The 23,658-nt window shown below is 74.0% G+C and carries 24 protein-coding genes; 14 read left to right on the top strand and 10 right to left on the bottom strand.

Translation table 11 applies throughout. The features are described from left to right. Window positions 1-50 precede the first annotated feature (50 nt). Window positions 51-887, top strand: coding sequence for a pyrroline-5-carboxylate reductase (proC, locus tag OM98_RS00455; protein ID WP_010532589.1), 837 nt, complete (start codon window positions 51-53; stop codon window positions 885-887). Between the two features lie 12 nt (window positions 888-899). Here proC and OM98_RS00450 read toward each other — a convergent pair whose 3' ends face one another. Both OM98_RS00450 and OM98_RS00445 read right to left on the bottom strand, forming a co-directional pair. Next, window positions 900-1,571 (bottom strand): potassium channel family protein, encoded by a 672-nt coding sequence (locus OM98_RS00450; RefSeq protein WP_010532588.1) that lies wholly within the window; start codon window positions 1,569-1,571, stop codon window positions 900-902. Between the two features lie 59 nt (window positions 1,572-1,630). Beyond that, window positions 1,631-3,046: a TrkH family potassium uptake protein gene (locus OM98_RS00445; RefSeq protein ID WP_010532587.1), complete on the bottom strand. Its 1,416-nt coding sequence runs from the start codon at window positions 3,044-3,046 to the stop codon at window positions 1,631-1,633. Between the two features lie 76 nt (window positions 3,047-3,122). Between OM98_RS00445 and OM98_RS00440 the strand changes: the two genes are divergently transcribed. After that, window positions 3,123-4,388 (top strand): acetoin utilization protein AcuC, encoded by a 1,266-nt coding sequence (locus OM98_RS00440; protein ID WP_010532586.1) that lies wholly within the window; start codon window positions 3,123-3,125, stop codon window positions 4,386-4,388. 39 nt (window positions 4,389-4,427) lie between these two features. Here the strand turns inward: OM98_RS00440 and OM98_RS14595 are convergent, their stop codons facing one another. Beyond that, window positions 4,428-5,288 (bottom strand): hypothetical protein, encoded by an 861-nt coding sequence (locus tag OM98_RS14595; protein WP_139017530.1) that lies wholly within the window; start codon window positions 5,286-5,288, stop codon window positions 4,428-4,430. Between the two features lie 228 nt (window positions 5,289-5,516). On the opposite strand from OM98_RS14595, the gene OM98_RS00430 reads away from it, so the two are divergent. The 3 genes from OM98_RS00430 (at window position 5,517) to OM98_RS14925 (ending at window position 9,182) form a co-directional block, all read left to right on the top strand. Continuing rightward, window positions 5,517-7,292, top strand: coding sequence for a dynamin family protein (locus tag OM98_RS00430; protein ID WP_010532584.1), 1,776 nt, complete (start codon window positions 5,517-5,519; stop codon window positions 7,290-7,292). After that, window positions 7,289-8,968, top strand: coding sequence for a GTPase (locus tag OM98_RS00425; protein WP_010532583.1), 1,680 nt, complete (start codon window positions 7,289-7,291; stop codon window positions 8,966-8,968). The genes OM98_RS00430 and OM98_RS00425 overlap by 4 nt, the downstream gene beginning before the upstream one ends. 115 nt (window positions 8,969-9,083) lie before the next feature. Further along, a complete protein-coding gene (locus OM98_RS14925; RefSeq protein WP_019174583.1) occupies window positions 9,084-9,182 on the top strand; it encodes a 30S ribosomal protein bS22 in 99 nt (32 codons plus the stop codon). A gap of 100 nt (window positions 9,183-9,282) precedes the next feature. Here OM98_RS14925 and OM98_RS00420 read toward each other — a convergent pair whose 3' ends face one another. Together OM98_RS00420 and OM98_RS00415 are read right to left on the bottom strand one after the other, a co-directional pair. Beyond that, the gene (locus tag OM98_RS00420) at window positions 9,283-9,594 is read right to left on the bottom strand and encodes a glutaredoxin family protein (RefSeq protein ID WP_010532582.1); all 312 of its coding nucleotides are present in this window, start codon (window positions 9,592-9,594) and stop codon (window positions 9,283-9,285) included. 130 nt (window positions 9,595-9,724) lie between these two features. Then, a complete protein-coding gene (locus OM98_RS00415; protein ID WP_010532581.1) occupies window positions 9,725-10,255 on the bottom strand; it encodes a YceI family protein in 531 nt (176 codons plus the stop codon). A 126-nt stretch (window positions 10,256-10,381) separates the two neighbouring features. Between OM98_RS00415 and OM98_RS00410 the strand changes: the two genes are divergently transcribed. From OM98_RS00410 to ccsB, 6 genes are read left to right on the top strand one after another with little or no spacing between them, the layout of a single operon-like run. Beyond that, complete coding sequence (locus OM98_RS00410) at window positions 10,382-10,933, top strand: MarR family winged helix-turn-helix transcriptional regulator (protein ID WP_010532580.1); 552 nt, start codon at window positions 10,382-10,384, stop codon at window positions 10,931-10,933. Between the two features lie 58 nt (window positions 10,934-10,991). Further along, window positions 10,992-11,639 (top strand): histidine phosphatase family protein, encoded by a 648-nt coding sequence (locus tag OM98_RS00405; protein WP_010532579.1) that lies wholly within the window; start codon window positions 10,992-10,994, stop codon window positions 11,637-11,639. Next, window positions 11,636-12,220, top strand: coding sequence for a TlpA family protein disulfide reductase (locus tag OM98_RS00400; protein ID WP_010532578.1), 585 nt, complete (start codon window positions 11,636-11,638; stop codon window positions 12,218-12,220). The genes OM98_RS00405 and OM98_RS00400 overlap by 4 nt, the downstream gene beginning before the upstream one ends. Further along, window positions 12,217-13,044: a cytochrome c biogenesis CcdA family protein gene (locus tag OM98_RS00395; RefSeq protein WP_010532577.1), complete on the top strand. Its 828-nt coding sequence runs from the start codon at window positions 12,217-12,219 to the stop codon at window positions 13,042-13,044. Before OM98_RS00400 ends, OM98_RS00395 begins: the two co-directional genes overlap by 4 nt. After that, window positions 13,044-14,819, top strand: coding sequence for a cytochrome c biogenesis protein ResB (gene resB, locus OM98_RS00390; protein WP_010532576.1), 1,776 nt, complete (start codon window positions 13,044-13,046; stop codon window positions 14,817-14,819). The genes OM98_RS00395 and resB overlap by 1 nt, the downstream gene beginning before the upstream one ends. Continuing rightward, the gene (ccsB, locus tag OM98_RS00385) at window positions 14,816-15,859 is read left to right on the top strand and encodes a c-type cytochrome biogenesis protein CcsB (protein WP_010532575.1); all 1,044 of its coding nucleotides are present in this window, start codon (window positions 14,816-14,818) and stop codon (window positions 15,857-15,859) included. Before resB ends, ccsB begins: the two co-directional genes overlap by 4 nt. Before the next feature lie 48 nt (window positions 15,860-15,907). Here ccsB and OM98_RS00380 read toward each other — a convergent pair whose 3' ends face one another. Next, complete coding sequence (locus OM98_RS00380; RefSeq protein ID WP_010532574.1) at window positions 15,908-16,270, bottom strand: PLD nuclease N-terminal domain-containing protein; 363 nt, start codon at window positions 16,268-16,270, stop codon at window positions 15,908-15,910. 74 nt (window positions 16,271-16,344) lie between these two features. On the opposite strand from OM98_RS00380, the gene OM98_RS00375 reads away from it, so the two are divergent. Then, window positions 16,345-16,758 (top strand): DUF4229 domain-containing protein, encoded by a 414-nt coding sequence (locus OM98_RS00375; RefSeq protein WP_010532573.1) that lies wholly within the window; start codon window positions 16,345-16,347, stop codon window positions 16,756-16,758. 16 nt (window positions 16,759-16,774) lie between these two features. Here the strand turns inward: OM98_RS00375 and OM98_RS00370 are convergent, their stop codons facing one another. The 4 genes from OM98_RS00370 to OM98_RS00355 all read right to left on the bottom strand — a co-directional run bounded on the left by OM98_RS00370 (window position 16,775) and on the right by OM98_RS00355 (window position 20,856). Further along, complete coding sequence (locus tag OM98_RS00370) at window positions 16,775-17,668, bottom strand: 1,4-dihydroxy-2-naphthoate polyprenyltransferase (RefSeq protein WP_010532572.1); 894 nt, start codon at window positions 17,666-17,668, stop codon at window positions 16,775-16,777. A gap of 186 nt (window positions 17,669-17,854) precedes the next feature. Next, on the bottom strand, window positions 17,855-19,150 hold the full coding sequence (locus OM98_RS00365; RefSeq protein WP_010532571.1) for an AMP-binding protein: 1,296 nt from the start codon (window positions 19,148-19,150) through the stop codon (window positions 17,855-17,857). Continuing rightward, a complete protein-coding gene (locus tag OM98_RS00360; RefSeq protein WP_010532570.1) occupies window positions 19,150-20,130 on the bottom strand; it encodes a 1,4-dihydroxy-2-naphthoyl-CoA synthase in 981 nt (326 codons plus the stop codon). The genes OM98_RS00365 and OM98_RS00360 overlap by 1 nt, the downstream gene beginning before the upstream one ends. Window positions 20,131-20,328: 198 nt before the next feature. Beyond that, the gene (locus OM98_RS00355) at window positions 20,329-20,856 is read right to left on the bottom strand and encodes a GNAT family N-acetyltransferase (protein WP_083837653.1); all 528 of its coding nucleotides are present in this window, start codon (window positions 20,854-20,856) and stop codon (window positions 20,329-20,331) included. Between the two features lie 480 nt (window positions 20,857-21,336). Here OM98_RS00355 and OM98_RS14920 point away from each other — a divergent pair, with 480 nt between their 5' ends. Both OM98_RS14920 and OM98_RS00340 read left to right on the top strand, forming a co-directional pair. After that, entirely contained in the window at window positions 21,337-22,572 is a 1,236-nt protein-coding gene (locus tag OM98_RS14920; RefSeq protein ID WP_010532567.1) for a DUF4352 domain-containing protein, read from the top strand. A 108-nt stretch (window positions 22,573-22,680) separates the two neighbouring features. Then, window positions 22,681-23,658, top strand: coding sequence for an o-succinylbenzoate synthase (locus OM98_RS00340; RefSeq protein ID WP_010532566.1), 978 nt, complete (start codon window positions 22,681-22,683; stop codon window positions 23,656-23,658).

The raw sequence follows: 23,658 nt of genomic DNA, 5'->3' as shown, positions 1-23,658 counted from the left end.
CCGGGCACCTGTCGGGCACCGTGTCGGGCCGAGCCCCTAGGGTGGGGAGCATGACCGACAACGCCTCGCAGACCGACCTGTCCACCACCACCGTCGCCGTGATCGGTGCCGGCAACATGGGCGGCCCCGTCGTGCGCGCCATGCTCGCCGCCGGCACCGACCCACAGCACGTGCGGATCGTGAACTCCTCCCCGGCCAGCAGCGAGCGCGCCGCCGCGGAGCTCGGCGTGACCGCTGCCGCTGACCGGGCCGCCGCCGTCGACGGCGCCGACGTCGTCGTCCTCGGGGTGAAGCCCTACCAGATCCTCGACCTGCTCGCCGAGATCGGCGACGGCCTCGCCGAGGGCGCCGTCGTGGTCTCCCTCGCCGCCGGCACCACCCTCGCCCAGATGCAGGAGGCGCTGCCCGCGGACACCGCCGTCGAGCGGGCCATGCCCTCCGTGCCGATCTCCGTCGGGGAGGGCGCCGTGGGCCTCATGCGCGGCGACGCCGTCACCGACGCCCAGCACGATCTCGTGCACGCCCTGTTCTCCTGCGCCGGCGTCAGCGTCGACATCACCGAGGGCCAGGTGCACGCCTTCATCGGCACCGCCGGCTCCCTGGTCGCCATCGTCTTCTCCCTCATGGAGGCGATGATCGACGAGGGCGTGCGCGAGGGCCTCAAGCGCGACCTCGCCACCGAGCTGGTGCAGCAGACCGTGCGCGGCGCCACCGGCCTGCTGCGCGAGAGCGGCCAGCACGTGGCGGTCGCCCGCGGCACCGTCACGAGCCCCGGCGGCACCACCGTGGAGGGCCTGGCCGAGTTCGAGCGCCGCGGCGGGCGCGCCGCCATCGCCAGCGCCATGCAGGCCGCCGCCGACCGCTCGAAGGAGATGGCGGGGGACTGATCCCCGCCGGAGTCACTTCGGACGTTTCGAGAACTGCTCGATCTTCGAGGTCTCCCCGGCGACGATGACCACGTCGTGCGGCTGGATCACCGTGTCCGGCGCCGCGTAGTGGAAGTCCTTGCCGGGGGACTTCACGCCCACGATCGTCACCCCGAAGCGCTGGCGGATGTCGGAGTCGGTGAGGCTCGCGCCGTGCACCTCCTTCGGCGGGCGCATCTTCACGATCGCGAAGTCGTCGTCGAACTCGATGAAGTCCATCAGCCGCCCGTTGACCAGGTGCGCCACCCGGTTGCCGGCATCGGCCTCGGGGAAGGTGACGTGGTGGGCGCCGATCCGCCGCAGGATCTTCCCGTGCGGGGCCGAGATCGCCTTCGCCCAGATCACGGGACCGCCCAGGTCCACCAGGTTCGCGGTGATCAGCACGCTGGACTCCACCGAGGAACCGACGCCCACCACCGCCACCGAGAAGGAGGCGGCGTCGATCTCGGAGAGCACCTCCGCCTGGGTGGCGTCGCCCTGGATCACATGCGTGAGCAGGGAGGCGTTCTCCTGCACCAGTTCGGCGCTGGTGTCGATGGCGAGCACCGGGGTGCCCAGGCGCTCCAAGGTGTAGGCCAGGGAGGCGCCGAAGCGGCCGAGGCCGATCACCAGCACGCTGTCGCTGTTCTGACGGGAACGGGGCATGGGGTGCTCCTGCGGTCGGGAGGGCGGTCGGGGGAGTGGTGTGTCGGTGTCTGCGGCGCTCAGCCGACGATGGGACGTTCGAGGGGGTAGCGGATCATCCGGGTGCGTGAGCGCAGCGCCAGGGAGGCCGCCACCGTCATCGGCCCCAGCCGGCCGATGTACATCAGCGCGATGATCACGAGCTTCGCATCGGTGGGCAGGGTCCCGGTGATGCCCGTCGAGAGCCCCACCGTGCCGAAGGCGGAGAGCACCTCGAACAGCGACTGGTCCAGGGTGAAGGCCGTCATCCGCAGCATCAGGAAGGTCCCGATCATCACCACGGACACGGCCATCACCAGCACGCCGATGGCCTGCCGGATGGTCTCCGAGGGGATGCGACGGCCGAAGACCTCCACGTCCGGGTTGCCGCGCACCTCCGCCCAGATCGACAGCATCAGCAGCGCGAAGGTGGTGACCCGGATGCCGCCCGCGGTGGAGCCGGAGCCGCCGCCGATGAACATCAGCGCGTCCATCAGCAGCCGCGACTCGCCGGTCATCAGTCCGATGTCCAGCGTGGAGAAGCCGCCCGAGCGCGGCATGATCGCCGTGAACCAGCTGGTGAGGAGCTTGCGGCCGATGCCGTGCTCGCCGAGGGTGTCGGGGTTCGCCCACTCCATCGCCAGCAGCCCGACCCAGGCGAGACCGAACAGCATCCCGGTGGTGACGAGCGTCAGCTTCACGTGCACGCTCCAGCGCACCGGGTGCTTCCACTTCTTCACCATCACCAGGATCACCGGGAAGCCCAGCGAGCCCACCAGCACCGCGATCCCCACCGGGATCAGGAAGAACGGGTCCCCGGCGTACTGGGCCACACCCTCCGCCTCGGGGATGAAGCCGGCATTGTTGAAGGCGCTGATCGCATAGAACGCGCCCAGGAACACCGAACGGCCCGGCGGATGGTCGGTGACGATCATGTAGGGCGTGAGCAGGATGAACGTCGCCACCTCGAAGATCGAGGAGGTGATGACGACGGTGCGCACCACGTTGCCCACCTCGGCGAGCTTCTCGGTACGGGTCTCGGTGGCCGTCAGCAGCTTCTGCGCCAGGTTCATCTTCCGCATCACCGACAGGCTCAGCAGGGAGAACACGGTCAGCATGCCGAGGCCGCCGAGCTTGATCGCGACCGCGATGATCACCAGGCCCAGGTCGGACCAGTGCTCACCGGTGTCCACGGAGACCAGGCCCGTCACGCACACCGCCGAGACGGCGGTGAACAGGGCGTCGACGAGGGCGGTGCGCTCCCCGTCGGCGCTCGCCGCCGGCAGCGACAGCAGCGCCGTGAACAGGGCGATCAGGCCCGTGAAGGCGGTCAGTGCCAGCCGGGCGGGGGTGGGCGTGGCGAAGTGCTGGATCACCTGGCGGAAGCGGGAGACCGTGGACCGGGTGGGGTGCAGGGCCGGGTGGATGGGCGCCGTCGAGGGATTGCGTGGATCCACGTCCTCACCCCTCCGTCGCGTGCTCGCTGCCGCGGCGCAGTCTACGACCCACGCCGGGGATCGGTACGCTTCGGACATGCAGCGAGGCAGCACCGCCGGCGAGGACCCGGCCGCCCAGCACCCGGATCAGGAGCCGGGCTGCGCCGTGGTCTGGGACCCGGCGCTGCTGGCCTACGACTTCGGCCCCTACCACCCCATGTCCCCGGTGCGGCTCGAGCTCACCGAGAAGCTGGCCCGCTCCGCCGGGCTGCTGGAGCGCCCCGGGGTGCGGGTGATCGGCGCTCCGATCGCCACCGACGCCCAGCTCACCAGCGTGCACGAGCCCGCCTACGTCGAGGCCGTGCGCCGCGCCTCCGAGCCCGACACCGCGCCGCCCGCCGCCGAGCTGCTGCCCTTCGGCCTCGGCGGCGACGACGTGCCGACCTTCCCCGGCATGCACGAGGCCTCCGCCCGGATCGTCGGCGGCACGCTCGCCGGGCTGGACGAGATCCTCGCCGGCCGGGCCCGCCGCGCCGTGAACGTCGCCGGCGGCATGCACCACGCCAAGCCCGGCTCCGCCTCCGGCTTCTGCATCTACAACGACGCCGCGATCGCCCTGCGCCACGCCCTGGACGCCGGCGTCGGCCGGGTGCTGTACATCGACGTCGACGTCCACCACGGCGACGGCGTCGAACGTGCCCTCTGGGACGAGCCCGGCGCGATCACCCTCTCCGTGCACGAGACGGGGGAGCGGCTGTTCCCCGGCACCGGCTTCGTGCAGGACGCCGGCGGCGCCGGGGCGACGGGCAGCGCCATCAACGTGCCGCTGCCGCCGCGCACTGACGCCGCCGGCTGGGTGCGCGCGATCCGGTCCGTGGTGCCCGCCCTGGCCCGCGCCATCGGCCCCGGCCTGCTGGTCACACAGCACGGCGCCGACACCCACCGCGCCGACCCCCTGGCCGACTTCCGCGTCACCCTCGAGGCGCACCGCGCCGTGATGACCACCCTGCGGAAGGTCGCCGACGAGGTCTGCGAGGGCCGCTGGCTGGCCCTCGGCGGGGGCGGCTACGCCGTGATCGACGTGGTGCCGCGCTCCTGGGCGCAGCTCATCGCCGTCGCCACCGGGGACCCCCTGGACCCGGAGGCCCGCATGCCCGAGGACTACCTGGAGGCAGCGGCCGCCGCCCGCGAGGCCAACGGTCTGTGGCCCGACCCGACGGTCCTCACCTACGGCGACGGCCGCGGCCTCGAGGTGGCCGACTGGGCCGCCGGCTACGACCCCGAGGACCCCCTGGACCGGGCCGTGCAGGCCGCCCGCCGCGCCGCCTTCCCCGAGTGGGGTCTGGACCCGTTCCTGGACTGATCCCCGCGCCCTCGGCGCGCGGTCCCGGCGATGGAACCCTCAGAACCTCCCCTGCTCCAGTGCGTTCAGACGCGCCGCGGCCGGCCCGCGGGAGGCCAGCAGCTGCTGGACGGAGGCGTGCGAGCGCAGTCCCTCCGCACCGAGCCGGTGCCCGACCATGATCATCGTGGCCGCCGGCACGATGGGTCCGCTGAGGTAGAGGGGATTGCCTCGCTCGAACTCCAGGACAATCGACTGCGAGGGCGCGTCGGGGTGGAAGGCCGTGATGCCCCCGTAGTCGAAGGTCAACCAGCCCCGTGCCGCGCTGCGGCAGAAGAGTCGCCGGTCCGTGACGATCGTGTCGAGCACCTGGTGCTCGCGCCATTGGGCACGGGCAGCGGCAGCGGCACTCGACCTCGCCGCGGAGTTCGAGGCCGCCGAGGTGAGCATGACGGCCGCGACGAACAGAGGGCGTCCGTAGGCCATCGGGGAGGAGGTGGTGTAGGTGACATCCTGCCCGTAGAAGCGCTGGTACCGGCAGGCCCCCCGCAGATGGAAGACCTCCCCGTGAGCAGGCATGAGGTCGGCGGGGCGGAGGATGGGAGCGCCACGGCCCCGGAGCAGATCCTCGCGCAGCCGGATCGCGTACTCCACCGCCTCGTGCCCCTGCCGGGCTTCGGCGATCTGCTGACGATCCCTGCGAGAGAAGTGCCCTCGCGACCGCCGCCAGCTGATCCAGATCCGTCGGAGGCCCCGGACGACGAAGACCAGACACACCACGGGGCCGAGAATCACGCAGGCCGCGATCACGAGCGTCAGCAGCGAGAAGCCGAGCGCCCCGATCCCGTCCCGGTCGGACGGGATCAGGACGAGGAGCACGGCGCAGCCGTAGTAGAACACCGGCGCGAGAAGCAGCGGCACGAACCACCGTGCGTGCCCGCGGACCGTGCGATGCTCCGGCGTCCAATCGTCGGGGTCGTCGTGTGTTCCTCGGTCGCTGGCCATGAGTACCTTCTCCACCCCGGTCGTCGGGGTCTTCGTCGCGGATGCCCACATTGTGACTCTCGAGTCACCGTGCCGCTGGATGCTCCACCAGGCAGAATGGCGGGGCCCCGCACGGACGGGGCACGCACCGAGCCCGGAGGAGACATGACCACCAGCCCGACCGCCTCCACCGCGGTGCTCGCAGACTTCGCCGAGCACCTGCGGGAGCTGCGCCTGCCCCTGCCCGTCGCCGGGGCCGAGCAGGCCCGCGCCGACGTCGATGCCGCCCTCGCCCAGCTCGAGGACCACGTGGCCCCGCGCCTGGCGTCCCTGGACGCCCCGCTGCTGGTGGTGGTCGGCGGCTCCACCGGCGCCGGCAAGTCCACCCTGGTCAACGCCCTGGTCGGCGAGGTCGTCAGCCGCTCCGGCGCGATCCGTCCCACCACGCGCCGGCCCGTGCTGCTGCACCACCCCGAGGACGAGGCCTGGTTCACCGGCACCCGGATCCTGCCGGGCCTGGCCCGCGTGCGCGGCGGCGACGCCGGCGCGCTCCCGGAGGGCGATCTCGCGGACGTGTCCGGGCCCGCCGCGGAGGGCGACGCCGCCGCCACCAGCCTCGAGCTGCGCGCCCAGGACGGCATCCCCCGCGGCCTGGCCCTGCTGGACGCCCCCGACATCGACTCCGTCGCCACCGGAAACCGGGAGCTCGCACGCCAGCTGCTGCGCGCCGCCGACCTCTGGCTGTTCGTCACCACCGCCAACCGCTACGCCGACGCCGTGCCCTGGGAGGTGCTGCGCACCGCCGCCCGCCGCGAGGTCACCGTCGACGTGGTGATGAACCGGATCCCCGACCGCCCCGGCGTCGCCGAGGAGCTCGGCGCGGACCTCCGCGCCATGCTCGAGGCCGAGGGCATCGAGGTGCAGCGCCTGCTGCTGGTCCCCGAGACCGAGATGGGGGAGGAGCCGCTGCTGCCCGCCGCCGTGGTCGCCGAGCTGCGTGGCCACCTCGCCTCCCTCGCCGCCGACGGGGAGTCCCGCGCCCGCATCGCCCGCCGCACCCTCGCCGGGGCCGTCGCCGACCTCGCCGGCTCCGCCCGCACCGTCGCCGAGCACGGCCTGGCCCAGCAGACCGAGGTCGCCCGGCTGCGCGGCGAGGCCGAGGACGCCTTCGCCGAGGCGAGGTCGCGCATCGAGGCCGCCGTCGGCGACGGCACCCTGCTGCGCGGCGAGGTGCTGGCCCGCTGGCAGGACGTCGTCGGCACCGGCGACTTCTTCCGCGGGGTGGAGAGCATGATCTCCCGCCTCCGCGACCGCATCGGCATGGTCCTCACCGGCCGCACCGCCCCCGCCGTCGCCGCCGAGCAGGCCCTCGGCACCGGCCTCGTGCAGGTCGTGGTCGACGAGTCCGCCCGCGGCGCCGAGCGCGCCGACGGAGCCTGGCGCGCGAGCCCCGCCGGCAAGGCCCTCGCCGAGGGGGCGGACCTCTCCCGCCTGCCCGAGGACTTCCCCGAGCAGGCCGCCGCCTCCATCCGCGCCTGGCAGGGCGACGTGCTGGAGATCGTCCGCACCGAGGGCGCCGACCGCCGCACCAGGGCGCGGGTGCTCTCCCTCGGCGTCAACGTCGTCGGGGTCGCGCTGATGATCGTCGTCTTCGCCTCCACCGCCTTCATCCCCACCGGCCTCGAGGTCGGCGTCGGCGCCGGCACCGCCGTCGTCGGCCAGAAGCTGCTGGAGACGATCTTCGGCGACGAGGCCGTGCGGCGGATGGCCCGGATCGCCCGCGAGCAGCTCACCGCGCGGCTGGACGCCCTGGTCGACTCCCGGCTCGAGCCCTTCACCGCGCGCCTGGACGCCCTCGAGGGGATCGAGGGCGCCGCCGCCCTCGGCGCCGACGCCGAGGCCCTGGAACGGCTCGCCGCCGGGATCCGGGAGCAGGCATGAGCCCCCGGCGCCGCTCCGCCGTGCCCCTGGCCGCCCGGATCGAGGCCCTCGCCGAGGCGACCGAGCTGCTGGACGGCATCGCCCCCGCGGTCGACGTCGCCGCCGCCCGGGACGTGCTGGACCGCATCGACCGCCGCCGCGCCCTCTCCGCCGAGCACACCGTGATCGGCGTCTTCGGCGCCACCGGCTCCGGCAAGTCCTCCCTGGTCAACGCCCTGGTCGGCACCGAGGTCACCCGCGCCGCGGTGCGCCGGCCCACCACCTCCCAGCCGGTCGCCGCGGTGCTCGGCGAGCTCGGCGCCGACCCCCTGCTGGACTGGCTCGGGGTCGAGCAGCGCCACCTGCTGGACGGCACCGGCGCGGCCCTGGAGACCGCCGCCGCCCCTCGCCGCCGCCGCGAGGAGGGGGCCCCCGGCATCGTGCTGCTGGACCTGCCCGACCTCGACTCCCGCGAGGCCGCCAACCGGGCCCTCGCCGAGCACATGACCGGCATGGTCGACGTGATCGTCTGGGTCACCGACCCCCAGAAGTACGCCGACGCCGTGCTGCACCAGGACTTCGTGCGGCCCTTCGCCGGGCACGACGCCGTCACCGTGCTGGTGCTGAACCAGCTCGACCGGATCCGGGAGGCCGAGCGCGGTCCGGTGCTGGACTCCCTGGCAGCCCTCGCCCGCCGCGACGGCCTGGAGTCCGCCCCCGTGCTCGGCACCTCCGCCGAGACCGGCCAGGGCGTCGCCGAGCTGCGCGAGGCCCTGGTGGACATCGCCCGCACCCGGGAGGCCGCCGCCTCCCGCCAGCGGGCCGACGTCACCGCCGCCGCCCGCCGCCTGCGCGCCGCCGCCGACCCCGCGGACCTGCCGGAGCGGGTGCCCGCCGCCGCGATCCGCGCCCTCGACGCGGACCTGCAGGCCGCCGCCCGCATCGAGCCCGTGGTCACCGCCGTCGGCGGCTCCTACCGTCACCGCGCCGCCACCCGGGTGGGCTGGCCCCCGCTGCGCTGGATCTCCCGCCTGCGGACCGACCCGCTGCGCCGCCTCGGCATCGCCCAGGGCCGGGAGGCCAACACCCTGGAGCGCACCTCCCTGCCCGAGCCCGACGCCGCCACCCGCGCCCGCGCCTCCGGCGGCGTGCGCACCTTCGCCGATGCCGCCTCCCGCGGCGGCAGCGACCCCTGGCGGGCCGCCGTGCGCCGCGCCGCCCGCGCCCGCGAGGCCGAGCTGCCCGACGGCCTGGACCAGGCCGTCGCCGAGGCCGACCTTCGCGGCCGCGACACCTCCTGGTGGTGGCCCCTGTGGAACCTGCTGCAGTGGCTCGCCCTGCTCGCGGCCGTGGTCGGCCTGGGCTGGCTGGCGCTGAACGCGGTGCTCGGCTTCTTCGGCGTGCCCGCGCCGCCGATGCCGATGGTCCAGGAGCTGTGGGTGCCGATCCCGCTGCCCACGGTGCTGGTCGCCCTCGGCGTCGGCGCCGGGATCCTGCTGGCCGTCGCTGGCGGCACCCTCGCCGCGCTCGCCGGGGCGGCCCGGGCCCGCCGGGCCCGCCGCATCCTGCGGGACCGGGTGCACGACGTGGCCGACGCCCTGGTCGTGCAGGAGGTCGCGGCCGAGCTCGAGCGGGGGGCCCGCACTGCGAGCGATCTCGCACGGGCCGAGGGTGGGACCGCCCCCGCGCGCGTGTAAAATGGGCGGTCGACCGTGGCGTGGGCCCCGGCCGCACCCCGTGTGGGCAGCGCCGAGCCCCGCACCCTGATCCTGATCCCGAGGCAGGCACGCGCCTGCAGAACGCGAGGTACCCATGGGTTCCGTCGTCAAGAAGCGTCGCAAGCGCATGTCCAAGAAGAAGCACCGCAAGCTGCTTCGCAAGACCCGTCACCAGCGCCGCAACAAGAAGTGAGCGCCTGAGACCACCGGTCTCGCACGGAGAAGCCCCCGCCGGACGGCGGGGGCTTCTCCTTGCCCGGGGGCCTGTGGGGCCCGGGGTGAGCGGTGGGGACTCAGCGCCGCAGCAGGCGCCGCCACAGCGGACGGCGGGCGAGCGCTCCGCGCAGGTCCGCGGCGTCCACCCGGTAGCGGGCGTGCACGGCGCCGTCGACGATGACCACCGGGACGTCGTGGTCCCAGTCGCGCTGCAGGGCCGAGCCCTCGCCCTCGGCGTCGATGTCGCGCACCTCCACCACGGTGCCGGCGCGGTCGGCCTCGGCCCGCACCACGGGCAGCGCCTCCTCGCACAGGTGGCAGCCCTCCCGGGTCAGGTACAGGACGCGGGCGTCCCGGTCGTGCGGGGAGGGGATGCGGGGGCTGCTCATGGGGCCGAGCCTATCCAGGGGTCCGGACGAGACGGGACGACGCGCGACAGGACAGGACGTGACGCGCGACGGGCCGCCCGCTGCGACAGCGGACGGCCCGGGCGTGGGGGAGCGGGGCTCCCCGGGGGGATCAGGCGGCGGCGGGAGCCGTGAACTCGGCCTCGATCTGGATCTTCACCTCGTCGGAGACCAGCACGCCGCCGGCCTCGAGGGCGGCGTTCCAGGTCAGCCCGAACTCCTTACGGGAGATGGTGGTCTCGCCGGTGAAGCCCGCACGGTAGGTGCCGAAGGGATCGGTGGCGGCGCCCTCGTAGGAGAAGTCGAGGGTGACCGGCTTGGTGACGTCGCGGATGGTCAGCTCGCCGGTGAGGGAGTCGCCGGAGATCTCGGTGGAGACGAAGCGGATCTCGGGGAAGGTCTCGGCGTCGAAGAAGTCGGCGCTCTTGAGGTGACCGTCGCGGTCGGCGTTGCCGGTGGAGACCGAGGCGGTCTGCAGGGTGGCCTCGAATCGCAGGTCATCGCCGCCCTGGCCCACGACGAGGGTGCCCTCGAGGTCGCCGAAGGTGCCGCGCACCTTCGAGATGCCGGCGTGACGGACGGTGAAGCCGACGGTGGTGTGGGCGGGGTCCAGCGTCCACGTTCCGGGAGTGAGGTCGCTCATGGGGTTCTCCTTTGTGACGATATGCCCAGCAGGTCGGGCTCACCCACCCGCTGGCTTATGTTTGAAATCTAAACTAGATTGGAGAGGTCTGACAAGATGGGGCTCCCGAGAGAACAGGAGAACGTGATGCATGCCACGTTGTCAACCGCGGGGCATTCCGGGGCGTCGACCCCGGAGGAGCTGTGGCTCAGCCGTGACGAGCAGGAGGCCTGGCGCCGGTTCCTGTACGCGACCACCCTGCTGACCGAGCGCCTCGCCGAGGTGCTGGGGCAGGATCCCGAGATCGACCTGTCCCTGGCCGAGTACGAGATCCTGGTGCGCCTGTCCGAGACCGAGGGAGGCGCCATCCGGATGTCCGACCTCGCCGACAAGGTGGTCCACTCCCGCTCCCGCCTCACCCACACCGTCTCCCGCATGGAACGGCGCGGGCTGGTGGAGCGGGTGCGCTGCGCCGAGGACGGCCGCGGTCGTCAGGCCCAGCTGACCGAGTCCGGGCGGGCGCTGCTGCACGCCGCGGCCCCCACCCACGTGCGCTCCGTGCGCGAGCTGCTGCTGGACGTCGTCGGCCACGACGACTTCCTCGAGCTGGGTCGCATCCTCGGGCGCACGCTGCCCGCCGACGCACCCATCGACCTGGGGTGTCCGCCTGCTCACGAGGACGAGTCCGCCCCGGGCTGATCCGCAGGTTCGGTTGGTACCGTGAGGCCGCTGCGAGCCCCACGGAGGAAGCCCACCGATGACCACCACCACCGTCCACCTCGTCCGCCACGGCGAGGTGCACAATCCCGAGCGGATCCTCTACGGACGCCTGCCCGGGTACCGCCTCAGCGAGCGCGGGGAGGCGATGGCCGAGCTGGCCGGGGGACACCTGGCCGATCGCGACGTGACGCTCGTGCGCGCCTCCCCGCTGCTGCGGGCCCAGCAGACCGCGGCCCCCATCGCCGCACCCCACGACCTGCCCGTCGAGACGGACCAGCGGCTCATCGAGTCCGCCAACCACTTCGAGGGCCAGCGCATGGGCCACGGCGAGGCCCGCTTCACCGATCCCCGCAACTGGCGCCACTTCGTGAACCCGCTGAAGCCCTCCTGGGGGGAGCCCTACGCCGCGCAGGTCGAGCGGGTCACCGCCGCCATGCACGCCGCGCGCGCCGAGGCCGAAGGTCACGAGGCCGTGCTCGTGCTGCACCAGCTGCCCATCTGGCTCACCCGCCGCAGCGCCCAGGGCAAGCCCCTCGTGCACGACCCCCGCCGCCGCCAGTGCGGCCTGTGCTCCGTGACCAGCTTCCGCTTCGTCGGCCCCCACCTGGCCGGGGTCGACTACGCCGAGCCCGCCGCCGAGCTCTACGCCGACGCGGTCGACGCCACCGGCGGGAAGCTCACGTGAGCGGCCCCTCCCGCCGCCGCCTGCTCGCCGCTGCCGGGTCCCTCGCCGGGACCGCCCTGCTGGCCGCCTGCGGTGGCACCGACACCTCCGAGCGCTACGAGACCGGCTACGTCTCCGGCGACGGCGTCACCACCGAGATCGAGCCCGCCGACCGGGGCGAGGCCCTCGAGTTCTCCGGCACCACCTACGCGGGGGAGGACTTCGCCGCCGCGGACGCCCGCGGCGAGGTGCTGATCGTCAACGTCTGGTACGCCTCCTGCCCGCCCTGTCGCAAGGAGGCCCCCGAGCTGCAGGCCATCCACGAGGACTACGCCGACCGCGGCGTCTCCTTCATCGGTGTCAACGTGCGCGACGAGGTCGGGCCCGCCCAGGCCTTCGAGGAGCAGTACGGCATCACCTACCCCTCGTTGCCCGACCTCGACGCCAGCATCATGTACGACCTCCGCGGCGAGGTGGCCCCCAATGCGGTGCCCTCCACCCTCGTGCTCGACCCCGAGGGTCGGGTGGCCGGACGCATCTCCGGTGCCGCCGACCCCTCCGTGCTGCGCGCCATGATCGACGCGGTGCTGGAGGAGCAGTGAACCTCTCCGACCTCGGCTCCGCCTTCTCCGCCACCGCGCTCTCCGGCTCCCTGCTGCTCGCGGTGGCCGTCGCGGCGGCCGCGGGCCTGGTCGCCTTCCTCTCGCCCTGCGTGCTGCCCGTCGTGCCCGGTTACCTCGGCTACGTCTCCGGCCTGGCCGGGCAGGGCGCCACCGCAGGCACCGTCGGCGCGCAGGCGCCCCGCGGGGGCAGCGGGGGAGCGGGCCGCAGCTCCCGCACCCGGATGCTGCTCGGCTCGGCCCTGTTCGTGGCAGGCTTCACCGTCGTGTTCATGATCCTCGGCGGCTTCGCCGGGACCCTCGGCTACCTGCTGCAGGCCCATCAGGTGTGGATCACCCGCATCGCCGGGGTGGTCGTCATCGCCATGGGCCTGCTGTTCATGGGCGTGTTCCCGGCCCTGTCCGGCACCGCCCGGCTGCAGGGCCGCAAGCCCGACCCGGGCCTGTGGGGCGCTCCCGTGATGGGCCTGGTCTTCGGGCTCAGCTGGACGCCCTGCATCGGACCCACCTACGCCGCGATCGTCGCGCTGTCCCTGGACGGCGGCGCGGGCGGCGGGGCCGCCCTGCGCGGCGGCATCCTCGCCCTGGCCTACTCACTCGGCCTCGGCATCCCCTTCGTGCTCTTCGCCCTGCTCTTCGAGCGCGCGCTGGGCCTGTCCCGGGCCCTCACCCGGCACCGTCGCACCATCGGCCTGCTCTCCGGGGCGCTGCTGATCGCGATCGGCGTGCTGCTGCTGACCGGCCAGTGGACCGCCTGGATGAATGATCTGGGTACCGTGATCTCGACCTTCGACCCGGTGGTGTGATGGCGCGCAAGAACCGCACGGACCGCAGCCCCGCTGACAAGGCTCCGGCTGAGAACGTCCCGGCCGAGGAGCCCGCGGGTGAGCAGGCCCCGGACAGCCAGGTCGCCTCCGACGCCTCGGGGGAGACCTCCGGCCGCTGGTCCAGCAAGCAGGCCCCCGTGAGCGTCCCCGCGCTCGGGCTGCGGGGCACCCTGCTGTTCCTCTGGCGCCAGCTCACCAGCATGCAGACCGCCCTGGTGCTGCTCATGCTGCTGGCCGTCGCCGCCGTCCCCGGCTCCCTCTACCCGCAGCGCAGCGTGAACCCCGCGCTGACCGAGCAGTACCTCGCCGAGAACGGTCGCTGGGGCGAGATCCTGGACACCCTGGGCTTCTTCGAGGTCTTCAGCTCCCCCTGGTTCTCCGCCATCTACCTGCTGCTGTTCGTCTCCCTGATCGGCTGCATCGTCCCGCGGGTGATGGTCCACGCCCGTCAGCTGCGCTCGAAGCCCCCGCGCACCCCCGCCAGGCTGACCCGCTTCGTCGGCCACACCCGGGTGGAGCTGCCCGGGGCGGACGCCGAGGAGCTGCTCGCGGCCGCGCAGAAGTCCCTGCGCCGCTCCCGCTACCGCACCGAGCGGCGCGAGGAGGCCCGCGGCGCCGCCTCCGTCAGCGCCGAGCGCGGCCTGCTGCGCGAGACCGGCAACCTGCTGTTCCACGTCTCCCTGGTGGTGGTGCTGGTCTGCATCGCCGGCGGCCAGCTCACCTCCTACCGCGGCCAGATCACCGTGATCGAGGGCGGCGGCTTCTCCAACTCGCTCACCCAGTACGACTCCTTCGAGTCCGGCGCCTGGTACGACAGCGCCGACCTCCCCTCCTTCCAGCTCACCCTGGACGACTTCCGGGCCACCTACAACACCACCCAGACCCCGCAGAACTTCGGCCAGCCCACCAGCTTCGAGGCCGACGTGTCCGTGGTGACCCCCGACGGGGAGCCCACCACCCAGACCGTCGAGGTCAACAGGCCGCTGCGGGTCGAGGGCGCCTCCATGTACCTGCTCGGCAACGGCTACGCCCCCGAGGTCACCCTCACCGACCCCGAGGGCAACGTCGTCGCCGAGGGTCCGCAGATCACCGTGCCGCTCGGCGACACCGGCTACACCTCGCAGCTGGTGATGAAGGCCCCCGACGCCCAGCCCGAACAGACCGCCGTCGTCGGCTACTTCCTGCCCACCGGCGAGATCGACGAGAACGGCCCCCACTCCGTCTACCCCGATCTGCTGGACCCGCAGGTCGTGGTCACCGTCTACCAGGGCGACCTGGGCCTGGACGGCGACGAGCTGCCCAACGCCTACGAGGTCGACGTCTCCACGCTGGAGCCGCTCACCGAGGAGGGCGAGGACACCCCCGTCCTGGTGCGGCTCTACCAGGGCGAGGAGATCACCCTGCCGGACGGCTCCACCCTCAGCTTCGACGGGGTGCGCCGCTACGCCGCCTTCGACGTGGCCCACGACCCCTTCGAGCGCTGGGTGCTGATCGGCGCCCTCACCGCCGTCGCCGGCCTGATCGCCTCGCTGTTCGTGCCCCGCCGCCGGGTGTGGGTGCGGGTGCTGCCCCGCGAGGGAGGCGGCGCCGTGATGGAGGTCGCCGGGCTGGCCCGCAGCGACGACCCGTCCCTCGAGGACGACGTGCACGCCCTGGCCGCGCGGCTGTCCGCGGGGCAGGATGAGCAGACGACCCCCACGGACGATCCCCCGTCCGCGGCGGAGGACACCACCCCCGGGAGGGACACCCCGTGATCGATCAGCAGCTGGCCGAGGTCGCCAACCTCTCCATCGTCATCGCGATCGTGCTGTACGTGCTCGCGCTGCTCGGCTTCGCCGCCGACCTCGCCTCCACCTCGCAGCGCCGCAGCGACGCCCGGCTGGAGGCGAAGGACCGCGCCGAGGCCGCCGTGCCCGCCACCGTCGGCGCCGGCCCCGGTGACGCGGCGGGGGAGCGGCCCGAGCCCGAGGCCCCCGCCGAGCAGCCGGCCGCCCCGGGATCCATGTCCCCGCAGACCTTCGCCTTCCTGCTCAGCTCCGCCGCCGTGGTGCTGCACGCCCTCGGCGTGGTGCTGCGGGCCGTGGCCACCGCCCGCGTGCCCTGGGCCAACATGTACGAGTTCGCGACCACCAGCTCCGCCGTGGTGATGCTCGCCTTCCTGATCTTCTCGCTGCGCCGCCGCGAGCTGCGCTCGCTCGGCACCTTCGTCGTCGGCCCCGTGCTGCTGCTCCTGCTGGCCGCGCAGACCTTCTGGATCGTGCCCGCCGCGGAGCTCACCCCCAGCCTGCAGAACTCCCACTGGCTGGTCATCCACATCGGCGTCGCCGTGCTCGCCACCGCCCTGTCGATCCTCGGCGCCGTGGTCGCCGCGATGCAGCTGCTCACCGCCCGCCACGAGCGCGCCCTGGCCGCCCGCCGCACCGAGGGCGAGGCCGATCCCGCCCACTGGGGCGGATTCGGCCGGGTGCTGGACCGTCTGCCCTCCTCGACCAGCCTCGAGGCGCTGAGCTTCCGCATCCACTCCGTGGCCTTCGTCTGCTGGACCTTCACCCTCATCTTCGGGGCGATCTGGGCGCGCGACGCCTGGGGCCGCTACTGGGGCTGGGACCCCAAGGAGGTGTGGACCTTCATCATCTGGGTGATCTACGCCGCCTACCTGCACGCCCGCGCCACCGGCGGCTTCCGCGGCAGCCGCGCCGCCTGGCTGGCCCTGGCCGGCTTCACCGCCGTGGTCTTCAACTACACGATCGTCAACACCGTCATCAACGGCCTGCACTCCTACTCGGGGCTCTGAGCCGGAGCAGCGCCGGCCGACGGAGCCTCCGAACCCGCGGGGCCTCGCTCAGCCGGTGCCGGCGCGACCCGCGGTGCCGTCCCCGCCGTCGTCGTCTCCCTGCTCGCGGCGCCGGTCCCGGCGCTCGCGGCGGATGTCCTCGTCCAGGCGACGCAGGAACTCGGGGTCGTCGTCGGGAGCCAGCGGGCCCTGCCGACGGGGGCTGCGCCGCGTCGCGGTGCCGCCGTCCTCCCCGCGCTCCTTGCCGATCAGCATCCAGGTGAGCGGGCCCACCCAGGGGATCAGCACGATCAGCACGATCCACGCCCACCGCGGCAGGCCCCGCAGGCGGGACTCGTGCGTCTGAATGCAGTCGGCCAGCGCGAAGACGGTCAGGCCGACCGAGACGATGGCGAGGAGAGCACGTGCCATGCCCCGAGTCTAGGGGCGGCCCCTGCACGCGGGGTGTGCATCCCGCTCCCATCCGCGGCCTCTACGCTGGGCCCATGCGCTCCGTGCTCCTGTTCTCCGTGATCCGCCTGGCCCTGTGGCTGGTGCTGTGGTGGGTGCTGAGCGCCGTCGGCATCGGGCTCATCCTCGCCGGCCTGCTGGCCGCGCTGATCGCGATGCTGCTGTCGATCCTGTTCCTGCGCCGCCCCCGGGAGGCCGCCGCCCGCAGCTGGCAGGACGCCGACGAGCGCCGCCGTGAGCGCCGCGGCGCCGTGGTCGATGAGGACGCCGAGGAGGAGGACGCCCTGCTGGACGCCGCCACCGTCGCCGATCCCGAGGACCGCCGCGGCCCCGCGAGCCTGCCCGGACAAGCAGGGCAGGACGAGGAGCAGGCAGGGCAGGACCCCGAGGATGACGAGGTGGAGGCGGAGACCCTCGCCGCGGAGCAGCCCGAGGGCGAGCGCCGCTGAGCGCCCCGCGGACCGGTCAGAGGACCAGACCCACCATCAGCAGCACGGCGTAGAGCAGCTCCAGCTTCCCCGTCGCCCCCAGCACCGGGATCAGGCCACGGCCGGTGGCTCCGCCCAGCACCGTGCGCACCGGGCGCAGCGCCGCCGGCAGCGCCAGCAGCGCGATCGCCGCCGGCCAGTGGTGGGCGATCACCGGGATCAGCAGCGCGAAGGGCGCCAGCAGGCACACGGCGAACAGGATCCGGGTGCCGCGGTCGCCGAGCCGCACCGCCAGGGTGCGCTTCCCGGCCAGACGGTCCGTGGGGATGTCCCGCAGGTTGTTGGTCAGCATGATCGCGACCGCCAGCAGGCCGATCGCGATCGAGACCAGCAGCGGCACGATGCCGGGCCGCTGGGCGATCGCGTAGGCGGAGCCGTTGACGGCCACCAGCCCGAAGAACACGAAGACGAACAGCTCCCCGAGACCCAGATAGCCGTAGGGCCTCTTCCCACCGGTGTAGAACCAGGCCGCGGCGATCGCGGCCGCGCCGATCACCAGCGCCCACCACATGCCGGCCGCCGCGATGAGGATCAGCCCGAACAGGCCGCCCAGGGCCAGGCTGCCCACGGCGGCGCGCTTGACGGCCCGCGGGGCGGCGGCGCGGGAACCGGTGAGGCGGAAGGGCCCCACCCGGTCGTCGTCGGTGCCGCGGATGCCGTCGGAGTAGTCGTTGGCGTAGTTCACGCCGATCTGCAGGCACAGCGCCACGGCCAGGGCCAGCAGGGCCCGCGGCAGCACCACGGAGGCGGGCACCGCGCCGTCGAGGGCGAGCTGCTGCACCGCGGCACCGGTGCCGGCGGCCACCGGGGCGACGGCTGCGGGCAGGGTGCGGGGGCGGGCGCCCTGCACCCACTGGGAGAGGCTGGCCATCGTGCTCCTCGGGAGGGGAAGTCGGGGCGGTCGAGGCAGGCCGCGCGCGCGGCCTGATCGAGGATACGTCGGCGCCCGCGGCGACCCGCCGGGCAGCCACGTGAGGCGTCCCTCGTGTCGGCCCCGGAGCCGGGCGGGTGCGGAGGAAGCGGGCGAGGGGGCGAGCGGTGCGGGAAGGGTGCGGGCTCAGCGGGCGGCGGCGAGGTCCCGGGCGGCGGCCCGGTCCGGCTTGCCGATGCCCCGCAGCGGCAGCTGCTCGACCACGTGCACCCGGCGGGGGAGCGCCGCGGCGGGCAGGTCCGTGATCCGCAGGGCGGACCGCAGCAGGGCCGTGGCCTCCTCGGGGCGGGCACCGGGGCCGAGCGTCACCAGGGCCTCCACCCGCTGCCCCCACTCAGGGTCCGCCACGCCGACGACGATGCAGCCGGTCACCAGGTCCCGCAGCACCAGGGAGGCCTCCACGGCCCGCTCCACGTCCTGCGGGAGCACCTTGAGGCCGCCGGTGACGATGACGTCGTCGGCCCGGCCCAGCACGGTCAGGGTCCCGTCGGCGTCGATCCGGGCGAGGTCGCTGGTGACCAGCACCCGCTCCCCGTCGACGGCGGCGAAGGGGGAGCTGTCGAGGGAGCCGTCCGGGCCGAGCAGGCCCGTGGCGAGGGTGGGGGAGGCGACCTGCAGGCGGCCCTCCCGGGAGCCGTCCTCGGCCGCGGCGGGATCCGTCAGCTGCAGGCGCACCCTGGGCAGCGGCACCCCGTCGTAGACGCAGCCGCCCGCGGTCTCCGAGGAGCCGTAGGTGGTGCGCACCGGGATGCGGCGCGCGCGGGCCGCGGCGAGGGTCTCCCGCGGGGTGGCGGCGCCACCCACCAGGATCGCGGCGAAGCGCCGCAGCAGGCCGCGGGCCCGGGCGTGATCGGCGGTGGCCCCGCTGAGCAGGCGTCCGAGCTGGGTGGGCACCAGGGAGGTGAAGGCCGGCAGACCCGCGGCCTCCGCGGCGGCCAGGGCCGGCTCGGCGAGCGCCACGAAGCGGGCCGCGTCGAAGTGGGCGTCCAGCGCCGGCAGCTCCGCCGGCAGGGCCGGGGCGTCCAGGCCGTGCACCTGGGCGGTGCGGTGGGCGCGGGCCAGCACCTGCACCCCGGCGATGTGGGTGGGCGGCAGCAGCGGCAGCCAGAGGCCGTGCCCTTGAGCAGGGATCCCCTCGGCCTCGAACAGGGCTGCGGTGGCGTCCTGTGAGGTCAGCAGCGTGCGCAGCGGGTGGGCGACGGACTTCGCCTCCCCCGTGGAGCCGGAGGTCGGCACCACCAGCACCGTGTCCTCCGCCCCGGCGGGCAGGGAGGCGGGCGGGTCCCCGGGCCCGAGCCAGAGCCGGCCCTCGCCCGCCATCACGGCGCCGATCGCCGCCGCGTGGGCGGCCATCGACGCGGCCGAGCCGTCGAAGGGGGGCGGCCGCAGCCACGGCCCGGTCGGCACGCTCAGGGAGGTCATCAGCCCTGCGGGTGGGGGAAGGCGGACCAGTCGGGGGCGCGCTTGTCCAGGAAGGCGTCGCGGCCCTCGGCGGCCTCGTCGGTCATGTACGCCAGGCGGGTGGCCTCGCCGGCGAAGACCTGCTGTCCCATCAGGCCGTCGTCGGCCAGGTTGAAGGCGAACTTCAGCATCCGGATCGCCTGCGGGGACTTCCCGGCGACGGTCGCGGCCATCGCCAGTGCGGTGTCCTCCAGCTCGGCGTGGTCCACCACCCGGTTCACGCCGCCCCAGTCGTAGGCCTCCTGCGCGGAGTACTCCTCGGCCAGGAAGAAGATCTCCCGGGCGCGCTTCTGGCCCACCTGCTTGGCGAGGTAGGCGGAGCCGAAGCCGCCGTCGAAGGAGCCGACGTCCGCGTCGGTCTGCTTGAAGCGGGCGTGCTCGCGGGAGGCGATCGAGAGGTCCGCGACCACGTGCAGGGAGTGCCCGCCGCCGGCGGCCCAGCCGTTGACCACGGCGATCACCACCTTGCCCGTGGTGCGGATGAGGCGCTGGACCTCGAGGATGTGCAGTCGGCCGGCCGAGCGGGCGCGCACTGCGGCGGTGTCGCCCAGCTCCTCCTGCTCGGCGTACTCGTAGCCCGAGCGGCCGCGGATGCGCTGGTCACCGCCGGAGCAGAAGGCACGGCCGCCATCCTTGGGGGAGGGGCCGTTGCCGGTCAGCAGGATGACGCCCACCGAGGGGTCCAGACGGGCGTGGTCGAGGGCGCGGTACAGCTCGTCCACGGTGCGGGGGCGGAAGGCGTTGCGCACCTCGGGCCGGTCGAAGGCGATGCGCACGCAGGGCAGGTCGCGTGCCTGGTCGTCGCCGCGGTCCACGGCCCGGTGGTAGGTGATGTCGGTGAAGGCCGGGCCCCCGTGCTCGACGGGCGGGACGTCCCGCCAGCGTCGGGGGTCGAAGGTCTCGGAGACCGGATCGGGCAGGGGAGCGGCGGCATCGGTCATGTCGCTCAGCGTATCCCCGGCCGGCCCGGCCCCTGTCCTACTTCCCGCTGCCACGCCTCGTCCCATTCCCTGCTGCCACGCTCCGCCCTGTCTCCCGCCTGCCCCTGTCCCTCTCTCCCCGGCGGCGTGCGCTGAGAACGGGCTCCCGGTGCACCAGGACCGCTCATAGGGCGTTGCTGGTGCACACGGAGCCGGTTCTCAGCGCGGAGGGGGATCGCTCCGCAGGCGGCCGCAGGTGAGCACGTCCACCCGGCGCCCGGCGATGAGGAACTTCCCCCGCTCCGTCCCCTCGTGCACGAAGCCCGCCGCCCGCGCCATGAGTCCCTGTCCCCGGTACGCCGCGTGCAGCCAGGAGAAGAACCAGCCGGATCGGTTGGCCGGATCGATCGTGATCCCCACCAGGCCGATCATCCGGTCCGCGGCATCGGTGACGGCGGTCGCCTCCCGGGGCTCTTGGCGCAGCCACGTCACATAGCGCTCCCCCGAAGGCAGGTCGCGCACGTCCCCCTGGCGGCCCATGTCCTCCGCGGAGGCGAAGGCCTCGGCCACGGCCGCCGCATCCCCCTCACGCACCGGGCGCAGGTGCAGTGGGGCGGGGGAGGGGGAGTGAGGAAACGGGGGATCGCTCGCAGGTGCAGGTGCAGGTGCAGGTGCAGGTGCAGGTGCAGGTGCAGGAGACGGTGACGGTGCGGGTGCTGGTGACGGTGCGTGGGGAGCCGGGTCCATACCGGGATCCTGCCCCGGTCGGCCTGGCCCCGCACCTGTTTTCGACCGTCCCGCCCCTGTCCCGTGCCCCGCTCCTGCCCAGCTGCCAGTCCCCCACCCATGATTCCTGTCGGGCGCTGCGAAGATCGGGCGCCTGACGAGGGGTCACAGCGTCCTGGAGGAGGGACCCCGCACTGAGCGCCCGATTTTCGCGGGCCGCCGGAGAACCGGAGAGCCGGGGCGCGCGGCGCATGGTGCGGGGGGGTGCGTGACGCCTGCTGCGGGGGAGCGGGGCTATCCCGGTGCGGCGTGTCTCACCCTCGGTCACGATCGGGTCACTCGGCCAGAAATCATCAAAGTTTCCATAACAATGGTGGGAGTGTCGCTGACCTGCGGCATCGCGGTTCACCGCCGCCGAGACCGTCCCGCGGCGTCATCGCCGCAGCCCCTCCCCGTCCCCCGACGCGCTTCCCCCGCGACGCCCGACCCCGAGGAGACCGCGTGTCCACCGGACCCACCTCCCCGTACGGCCCCGCCCCCGAGGGCAGCGAGCCGACGTCACCCGCCGGGCAGCAGCCCACCGGCTCCTGGCCCCCGCCCGCTTCCTCGAACGGAGACGGGAGCCCCGCCGGCACGTCGGCCCCGCAGGGCGGCGCCTACGCCCCGCAGAGCCCCTACGGTCAGCCCAGCCCCTACGGTCAGCCCAGCCCCTACGGTCAGCCCAGCCCCTACGGTCAGCCCAGCCCGTACGGCCAGCAGACGCCCCCCGCGCAGCCCAGCCCCTCCCTCGCGCCCGGAGCCCCGGCCTGGTCCCCGGCTGCCCCGGCCGGTGTCGCGGTGCCCGGCCCGATCGACCCGCGCACCGGGCAGCCGATCCCGCCGAAGTCCTTCCTCGTCACCTGGCTGCTCTCGCTGTTCCTCGGCGGACTCGGCATCGACCGCTTATACCTGGGCCAGGTGGGCCTGGGCCTCGGCAAGCTGTTCACCCTCGGCGGCTGCGGCATCTGGGCGCTGGTCGACCTGATCCTGCACCTCGCCGGCGCCTCCCACGACCGCTACGGCCGACCCCTGGCCGATCGCGACCGCTACAAGGTCATGGCCTGGATCATCAGCGCCGTCGTGATCGTGGGCGGTGGCCTGCTGAACCTCGGCGTCAGCGTCGCCACCTCCGACGTCACCACCACCTCCTCGAGCTCCGTCGAGGAGACCACCGAGGCCGTCGAGGACGAGGCGGCCGTGTCGGAGGAGACCCCCGCCGAGGAGGAGGCCGCGGCGGCGGAGACCACCGAGGACGCCCCGGCGGAGGAGACGACTGCGGAAGAACCTCCCGCCAAGGAGGTCCCGGCGGCGGCCGGCATCGGCGAGCCCGTCGCGGTCGACGGCGTGGAGCTGACCGTCACCGAGGTCGAGCGCGGCGTCGACTCGATCGGCGACGAGTACTTCGGGGCCGAGGCGCAGGGCGAGTACATCCTCGTGCACGTCTCCGTCAGCAACCAGGGTGACGAGGAGGTCTCGGTCTGGTCCGAGGACTTCGTGCTCACCGACGACGCCGGCACCGAGTACTCCACCTCCGATGACGACTGGTACCTCGACGAGCCGCTGATCATCGAGAGCGTCAACCCCGGCAACACCTACACCGGGGTGCTCCTGTACGACGTGCCCGAGGGCGCGGAGGTCACCACCCTCGAGATGACCCCGATGTGGTTCGGGGACACCGCCGAGGTGGATCTGGGCTGAGAGGCCCGCGCGAGGCGGTCACCCCCGGGAGCTCTCCCCCCGAGGGCGGCCGCCTCGCCGCATGTCGCGATGCCGCAGGTCCGGGGCCGCCTCGATAGCCTCGGGGCCATGCGCATCCCCGATACCCTCCGCGACCGCGGCATCGAGGAGGCCCACGCCTTCGCGATCCCCATGACCACCCGCTTCCGCGGCATCACCGAGCGGGAGGGCGTGGTGCTGCGCGGCCCCGCCGGCTGGGCGGAGTTCTCCCCCTTCCTGGACTACGACGCCGCCGAGTCCGCCGCCTGGCTGTGGGCCGCGCTCGCCGACGCCACCACTGGGCGGCCCGACCCCGTGCGCGGCACCGTCCCCGTCAACGCCACCATCCCCGTGGTGCCGCCCGCCCTCGCCCACCGCCTGGCCCGGGTGGGCGGCGCGCGGACCGCGAAGGTGAAGGTGGCCGATCCGGCCTCCACCCTCGCCGAGGACGCCGACCGGCTGGAGGCGGTGCGCGACGCCCTCGGTCCCGAGGCCCGCATCCGCATCGACGCCAACGCCGCCTGGGACCTCGAGCAGGCCCGCGCCGCACTGCCGCTGCTGGACCGCGCCGCCGGGGGCCTGGAGTACGCCGAGCAGCCCTGCGCCGCGATCGAGGACCTCGCCGCCCTGCGCCGCGAGCTGGACGTGCCGATCGCCGCCGACGAGTCCGTGCGCCGCGCCGAGGACCCGCTGCGGGTGGCCCGCGCCGAGGCCGCCGACGTGCTGGTGATGAAGGTGCAGCCGCTCGGCGGGGTGGCCCGCTGCCTGGAGCTGGCCGAGCAGGCGGGCCTGCCCGTGGTGGTCTCCTCGGCGCTCGAGACCAGCGTGGGGCTGTCGGCCGGGCTGGCCCTGGCCGCCGCCCTGCCGCAGCTGCCGCACGCCTGCGGCCTCGCGACCGCGACCCTGCTCACCGGGGACCTGGTCGAGGAGCCGCTGCACGCCGTCGACGGGGAGATCCCCGCCGCCCGGCCCGCGCCGAGCCCCGGGATGCTTGCACGGCACGCCGCCCCGGATGCGACGGAGGAACGGTGGGAGTGGCGCCTGGCCGAGGTGGCCGCGCTGATCTGA

Source organism: Brachybacterium squillarum M-6-3, assembly GCF_000225825.1.
Classification (GTDB): domain Bacteria; phylum Actinomycetota; class Actinomycetes; order Actinomycetales; family Dermabacteraceae; genus Brachybacterium; species Brachybacterium squillarum.
Note: the sequence above shows the minus strand (reverse complement) of the source record. Positions and strands in the feature narration are given on the sequence as shown.

Bases quoted from the DNA above. Each gene is read 5' to 3' on its own strand.
- proC (WP_010532589.1), top strand. From the start codon at position 51: ATGACCGACAACGCCTCGCAGACCGACCTGTCCACCACCACCGTCGCC.
- OM98_RS00450 (WP_010532588.1), bottom strand. From the start codon at position 1,571: ATGCCCCGTTCCCGTCAGAACAGCGACAGCGTGCTGGTGATCGGCCTC.
- OM98_RS00440 (WP_010532586.1), top strand. From the start codon at position 3,123: ATGCAGCGAGGCAGCACCGCCGGCGAGGACCCGGCCGCCCAGCACCCG.
- OM98_RS00430 (WP_010532584.1), top strand. From the start codon at position 5,517: ATGACCACCAGCCCGACCGCCTCCACCGCGGTGCTCGCAGACTTCGCC.
- OM98_RS00425 (WP_010532583.1), top strand. From the start codon at position 7,289: ATGAGCCCCCGGCGCCGCTCCGCCGTGCCCCTGGCCGCCCGGATCGAG.
- OM98_RS14925 (WP_019174583.1), top strand. From the start codon at position 9,084: ATGGGTTCCGTCGTCAAGAAGCGTCGCAAGCGCATGTCCAAGAAGAAG.
- OM98_RS00420 (WP_010532582.1), bottom strand. From the start codon at position 9,594: ATGAGCAGCCCCCGCATCCCCTCCCCGCACGACCGGGACGCCCGCGTC.
- OM98_RS00415 (WP_010532581.1), bottom strand. From the start codon at position 10,255: ATGAGCGACCTCACTCCCGGAACGTGGACGCTGGACCCCGCCCACACC.
- OM98_RS00410 (WP_010532580.1), top strand. From the start codon at position 10,382: ATGCATGCCACGTTGTCAACCGCGGGGCATTCCGGGGCGTCGACCCCG.
- OM98_RS00405 (WP_010532579.1), top strand. From the start codon at position 10,992: ATGACCACCACCACCGTCCACCTCGTCCGCCACGGCGAGGTGCACAAT.
- resB (WP_010532576.1), top strand. From the start codon at position 13,044: ATGGCGCGCAAGAACCGCACGGACCGCAGCCCCGCTGACAAGGCTCCG.
- OM98_RS00380 (WP_010532574.1), bottom strand. From the start codon at position 16,270: ATGGCACGTGCTCTCCTCGCCATCGTCTCGGTCGGCCTGACCGTCTTC.
- OM98_RS00375 (WP_010532573.1), top strand. From the start codon at position 16,345: ATGCGCTCCGTGCTCCTGTTCTCCGTGATCCGCCTGGCCCTGTGGCTG.
- OM98_RS00370 (WP_010532572.1), bottom strand. From the start codon at position 17,668: ATGGCCAGCCTCTCCCAGTGGGTGCAGGGCGCCCGCCCCCGCACCCTG.
- OM98_RS00365 (WP_010532571.1), bottom strand. From the start codon at position 19,150: ATGACCTCCCTGAGCGTGCCGACCGGGCCGTGGCTGCGGCCGCCCCCC.
- OM98_RS00360 (WP_010532570.1), bottom strand. From the start codon at position 20,130: ATGACCGATGCCGCCGCTCCCCTGCCCGATCCGGTCTCCGAGACCTTC.
- OM98_RS00355 (WP_083837653.1), bottom strand. From the start codon at position 20,856: ATGGACCCGGCTCCCCACGCACCGTCACCAGCACCCGCACCGTCACCG.
- OM98_RS00340 (WP_010532566.1), top strand. From the start codon at position 22,681: ATGCGCATCCCCGATACCCTCCGCGACCGCGGCATCGAGGAGGCCCAC.